We start from the raw sequence: 5,223 nt of genomic DNA, 5'->3' as shown, positions 1-5,223 counted from the left end.
ATCGCCCCGCCCGGCCCCGCCTGCTCCGCTCTCACCGCCCCGTCCAGCCCCGCCAGCTCCGGAGAAGCCGCCCTGCCGCCTGTGCGCGGCAACCGTCTAGCTGCTGGTCGAGCGGGCCTTCATTCCCTCCCATCGACAGGAGTCCGTCATGCCGTCCGTCCGCATCACTCGACAAGGCCTCGCACCCCAACCGGTTGCGTCCACTCGCGCCACTGCGCAACGGCCTTGTGCCGCCATCGCCTGGCATCACCCCGCAGATCGGCTGCCGCTCGTCCAGCCGCCCCAACCTCGCCAGGGCAGCCCGACCTGTGATCCCCGGCCTCCCACCGCACAACGGAGGCCCCGGTGGTTCGCAGACATCCGATAACCCAGGACTACCGCCTGGTCCCAGCCGCCGCGGCGGTGTGGACGACCGCCGTGGCCGGCCTCTTCCTCAGCTGGCAGGCGGCAGTCCTCACGGGACTCGCGGCCGGAGCCGTTGGCTTCGCAGCGTGGCGAAGAGCGTGGTGGACCAGGACCTGTGCGATAGCCCTGTTGATCTCCGGACCGGTGGCGGCAGCCTGGGTCGGTGGCAACGTCCTGAGAGCCGAAAGCCACCCGCTTCGCCTGGCTGCCGGCGAAGGCCGCAGCACCACCCTGACCGTCGAGCTCAGCACCAGACCACGCGGCATCAGGGCCGCGGGCTTCGGCGGCCACCAGGCAGGTGTGGACCACGTGGTCATCACCGCGACCGCGAACGGTGCTCAGCTCGTGCTGCTCGCACCGGCGGACAGGTGGCGGGATCTGTTGCCAGGTCAGAAGGTCACGGTCAAAGGAACGCTCGCTCCTCCCCGAGGCGGCGACCTGGCGTCGGCGCTGCTGAGAGTGCGCGGGCCGCCGATCGACCCGCAGCCACCTCCGGTCTGGCAAAGCTGGGCGGACGACCTCCGCGACGGTCTGCGTCAGGCCAGCGCGGTTCTCGACGACGAAGAAGCCGGGCTGCTGCCGGCACTCGTGGTGGGCGACACCGAGCAGATGGTGCCGCGCATCGTGGACGAGTTCCGGACCGCGGGACTTGCTCACCTGCTCGCGGTGAGCGGCGCGAACCTCGCCATCGTGTGCGGGGCGGTCTACCTGCTGCTGCGGCGGCTCGGGCCACGGCAAGCGGCCGTCGCCGCGATGGTGGCGCTGGTCGGGTTCGTGGTCCTGGCCGGTCCTGAGCCCAGTGTCCTCAGAGCGGCGGTCATGGGTGCCGTTGCGCTGATGGCGTTGGTGCTGGGACGGGAACGGTCCGCGGTGCCGAGTCTCGCGACTGCCGTGCTGGTGTTGGTGCTCGTTGATCCGGCACTGGGCGGCGATCCGGGGTTCGCGTTGTCGGTCGTGGCGACGGCGGCGTTGGTGCTCGTTGCGCCGAAGTGGGCGCGGGCGCTCAAACAACGCGGCGTGCCGAACGGCGTGGCCGAGGCGATCGTGGTGCCGACGGCCGCGAGCCTTGCCACGGCTCCCGTGGTGGCCGGGTTGTCCGGGCAGGTGAGCCTGGTTTCGGTGGTGGCCAACCTGGTTGCCGGGCCGGTGGTCGCGCCGGCGACGGTGCTGGGTGTCGTGGCGGCGGTCGTCGCACCGTTCTGGTCCGGAGCAGCCGAGCTGATCGTGCACGTTGCGGGGCCCGCGGTGACGTGGTTGATCCAGGTCGGGCGGCAGGCGGCGACCGTGCCGGGAGCGGCGGTCAGCTGGCCTGACGGCTGGGTTGGCGCGATCGCGTTGACGGCGGTCGTGGCCGTGGTCGTGTTGTTGCTGCGGCTCAAGAAGACGCGGACGGTGGTCGTCGCGGTGCTCGTCGGCGGGTTCGTGGTGCTGGTGCCGTTGAAGGTGGTGGCGCCGGTCTGGCCGCCGGACGGGTGGAAGGTCATCAGTTGCGATGTCGGCCAGGGCGACGCGGTGGTCCTCGCCACCGACGACGCCGACCGGGCCGTCCTGGTGGACACCGGGCCCGATCCCGGCGCGATGGATCGATGCCTGAAGACGTTGGGAATCAAGAGGATTCCGCTGGTGGTGTTGACGCACCTGCACGCGGATCACGTTGGCGGTCTCGAAGCCGTGCTCACCGGGCGTGCGGTGGGTGCGGTGGCAGTGGGGCCGCTCAAGGAGCCCGCGTGGGCGTGGAGGGAGGTCAACGCACAAGCCCCGCGCGCACGGCGTGCGGGTGGTGGAACCGAAGGCGGGCGAACGGTTCGCCTTGCCTGGACTGGAGTTGGAGGTGATGGGACCGCGGCGGCCGACGGTCGCCCAGGACACGAACACGACGGTGAACGACTACTCGCTCGTGCTCAAGGCACACACGAAAGCTGGCCGGGTGCTGCTCACCGGTGACGTCGAGCTGGCTGGCCAGGCGGCGTTGCTGGGGGAGCGGGACCTCGGGGCCGAGGTGCTCAAGGTGCCGCACCACGGTTCGCGGTACTCGCTGCCCGCGTTCCTCAAAGCGGTGAGGCCGCGAGTGGCGCTGGTGAGCGTGGGCACGGGCAACAGGTACGGGCACCCGAGCCCGCACGTGATCGACGTGTTGCGGGCGGGAGGTGCGCTGGTACTGCGCACGGACGAGGACGGCGACCTGGCGGTGTTGCCGGGAAACCGAACAGTACGAAGGAGAAGAGATGGACGACGTCTGGATCAGGCTGTTCAACCCGCGCTACCCGATCCCCGGTGGCACACCTGGGCTCGCGTGGGCGCTGTGGCAGATGAACTACTCGGCGACGCCGTGGCCGCACGACGAACTCAAACCCGATTTCGGTTACTACATCTGCGAAACGCTCGAGGACAGCGCGCGCGCCCTCACATATAAGGCGACGGTGACGCACGTGCTGCCGCCGACCAAGGCCACGACGCCGGAGGAGGCTTACTACCTCGTCTCGGAGTACGTGTTCGACGACGGACTGCGGATCGCGCCGCACGACTGGAGCGACTACCACTACAACGCGCTGAAGGCGGAAGCCCCGTGGCCGCAACGGATCGTGGCGTGGCGCGCGAACGTGGAGCCGGTTGGGCCGCACGTGCTCGACGGCCTGCAACGCTTTCCGCGCACCGGCTGGGTCAAGACGGACGCGATCTCCTTCTGCAACAAGGAGATCGCGACCGCCGGAAGGAGATGACTAGGCCAGTGCCTTGATGACGGCTTCCGCCGTCGGCGGGACCGTCGCGCGCGGGCCGATCGTGTCGCCGAGCGCGTCGAGGGTCTTGAGGCCGTCGCCGGTGATCAGCAGCACGGTCTCGCCATCGGGGTCGAGCCGGCCCGCCTCGATCAGCTTCTTCGCCGTCGCGACGGTCACGCCGCCGGCGGTCTCGGCGAAGATGCCCTCGGTGCGGGCGAGGAGCTTGATGCCCTCGACGATCTCTTCGTCGGTCACGTCCTCGATGGCGCCGTTAGTGCGGCGCACCGCGTCGAGCACGTAGGGGCCGTCGGCCGGGGCGCCGATCGCCAGTGAGCGGGCGATCGTGTCCGGGCGGACCGGGCGGATGACGTCGTGGCCTTCCTTGTACGCGGCGGACACCGGCGAGCAGCCGGTGGCCTGGGCGCCGAACACGCGGTACGGGGTGGCCTCGACCAGGCCGAGCTGGCCGAACTCGCGGAACGCCTTGTCGACCTTGGTGAGCTGTGAGCCGGAGGCGATGGGCACCACGATCTGGTCGGGCAGGCGCCAGCCGAGCTGCTCGGCGACCTCGTAGCCGAGGGTCTTCGAGCCCTCCGCGTAGTACGGGCGGACGTTGACGTTCACGAACGCCCAGTCCTCGTGCTCCGCGGCGAGTTCTTGGGCCAGGCGGTTCACGTCGTCGTAGTTGCCGTCGACGGCGATCAGCGCGCCTTCGTAGACGGCGCTCATCAGGATCTTGGCGCGCTCGAGAGAGGAGGGAACCAGCACGACCGACTGCCAACCGGCGCGAGCGGCGGCCGCGGCGACAGCGTTGGCCAGGTTGCCGGTGGACGGGCAGGCCAGCACCTTGAAGCCGAGCTCGCGGGCCGCGGCGAGCGCGACGCCGACCACGCGGTCCTTGAACGAGTGGGTGGGGTTGCCGGTGTCGTCCTTCACCCAGACCTTGCGGACACCAAGGGCCTTGGCGAGGTTGTGGGCCTCGACCAGGCGGGTGCCGCCGGGGTCGGTGTTCGGGTGCTGTTCCACAGTGGACGGCACGGGAAGAAGGCCGCGGTAGCGCCAGATCGACCTGGGGCCGGCTTCGATGTCCTCGCGCCGGATCCTCCCGAAGTCGTAGGCCACTTCCAGCGGCCCGAAACACTCCAGACACGCGTACTCAGGAGCGAGAGGAGTTTCATTCCCACATTCCCGGCACAGCAGTGCACGGGCAGGGCCGAGGTCGAACTTCGTGCTCGGGGGCACAGTGACAGCAGTCATCGCGAGGTATCTCCTCATCTTTCCCGCGAAATCGAACGGGTCGGAATTGGCACCGTGATCGTCTGCGCACAGCGCTGACGCCGGTTGCCGGGGCTTCGTCGGGCCGTTCCCTCTGCCCCTCTGGATGAGCGGTGTTCAGTTGTGGCGACCAAGCTACGGCACCTGTCCGTGGCTCAGCCACCAACGTCCACGATCCGGGACGTGGGAGGATGCGGAGCGTGAGCGCACCGGAGTCACTGCACCTCATCATCGGCGAAGAGGAGTTGCTGGTCGAACGTGCTGTTCGGGCGGCTCTCGAGGCGGCACGCAAGGCCGACGCGAACGCCGATCTGACCCGCGTGCAGGTGACTGATCTCACGCCTCCGGAGCTGGCCGAGCTGGTGAGCCCGTCGCTGTTCGCGGAGGGCCGGGTGATCGTCTTGCAGAACGCGCAGGACATCGGCAAGGAGATCGCTGAGGCGGTGCTCTCGTACGCCAAGCACCCGCGGACGGGATCACGCTCGTCGTCGTGCACACGGGCGGTGGTCGTAGCAAGGCGGCCAAGGACCTGCCGGGACAACTGAAGAAGGCAGGCGCCGGCGTCACCGAGTGCGCCAAGGTCACCAAGCCCGGTGATCGCGAGGCGTTCGTGCGCAACGAGGTGCGGCAGGCAGGCGGCAAGATCGACCCGGAGGCCGTGGCCACGCTCATCGACGCCGTGGGCACGAACCTGCGCGAGCTCGCCGCGGCGGCGTCCCAGCTCGTGTCCGACGCCGACGGCAAGGTGACGGTTGACGAGATCCGCCGCTACCACCAGGGCAAGGCCGAGGTGACCGGTTTCGCGGTCGCGGAGAAGGCCGTC

3 protein-coding genes, 1 pseudogene and 1 riboswitch are annotated in these 5,223 nt (G+C 69.6%); of the genes and pseudogenes, 3 read left to right on the top strand and 1 reads right to left on the bottom strand.

The features are described 5' to 3' along the window. Positions 1 to 345 precede the first annotated feature (345 nt). Both FXN61_RS53885 and FXN61_RS53880 read left to right on the top strand, forming a co-directional pair. Positions 346 to 2,349 (top strand): ComEC/Rec2 family competence protein, encoded by a 2,004-nt coding sequence (locus FXN61_RS53885; RefSeq protein WP_312878541.1) that lies wholly within the window; start codon positions 346 to 348, stop codon positions 2,347 to 2,349. 281 nt (positions 2,350 to 2,630) lie between these two features. Beyond that, positions 2,631 to 3,125 (top strand): hypothetical protein, encoded by a 495-nt coding sequence (locus FXN61_RS53880; protein WP_246293172.1) that lies wholly within the window; start codon positions 2,631 to 2,633, stop codon positions 3,123 to 3,125. Here the strand turns inward: FXN61_RS53880 and thrC are convergent, their stop codons facing one another. Next, a complete protein-coding gene (gene thrC / locus FXN61_RS46990) occupies positions 3,126 to 4,382 on the bottom strand; it encodes a threonine synthase (RefSeq protein ID WP_167980272.1) in 1,257 nt (418 codons plus the stop codon). It lies immediately after the preceding gene. Positions 4,383 to 4,393: 11 nt separating this feature from the next. Further along, positions 4,394 to 4,513, bottom strand: a riboswitch (SAM riboswitch). A gap of 78 nt (positions 4,514 to 4,591) precedes the next feature. On the opposite strand from thrC, the pseudogene holA reads away from it, so the two are divergent. Further along, a pseudogene (gene holA, locus FXN61_RS46985) lies at positions 4,592 to 5,223 on the top strand (DNA polymerase III subunit delta); the annotation flags it as partial.

The organism is Lentzea indica, from assembly GCF_012184385.1.
In the GTDB taxonomy this organism is placed as follows: Bacteria; Actinomycetota; Actinomycetes; order Mycobacteriales; family Pseudonocardiaceae; genus Lentzea; species Lentzea indica.
This window is presented reverse-complemented; position numbering and strand designations above follow the sequence as displayed.

Coding starts and splice junctions, on each gene's coding strand:
- FXN61_RS53880 (WP_246293172.1), top strand. CDS start 2,631: ATGGACGACGTCTGGATCAGGCTGTTCAACCCGCGCTACCCGATCCCC.
- thrC (WP_167980272.1), bottom strand. CDS start 4,382: ATGACTGCTGTCACTGTGCCCCCGAGCACGAAGTTCGACCTCGGCCCT.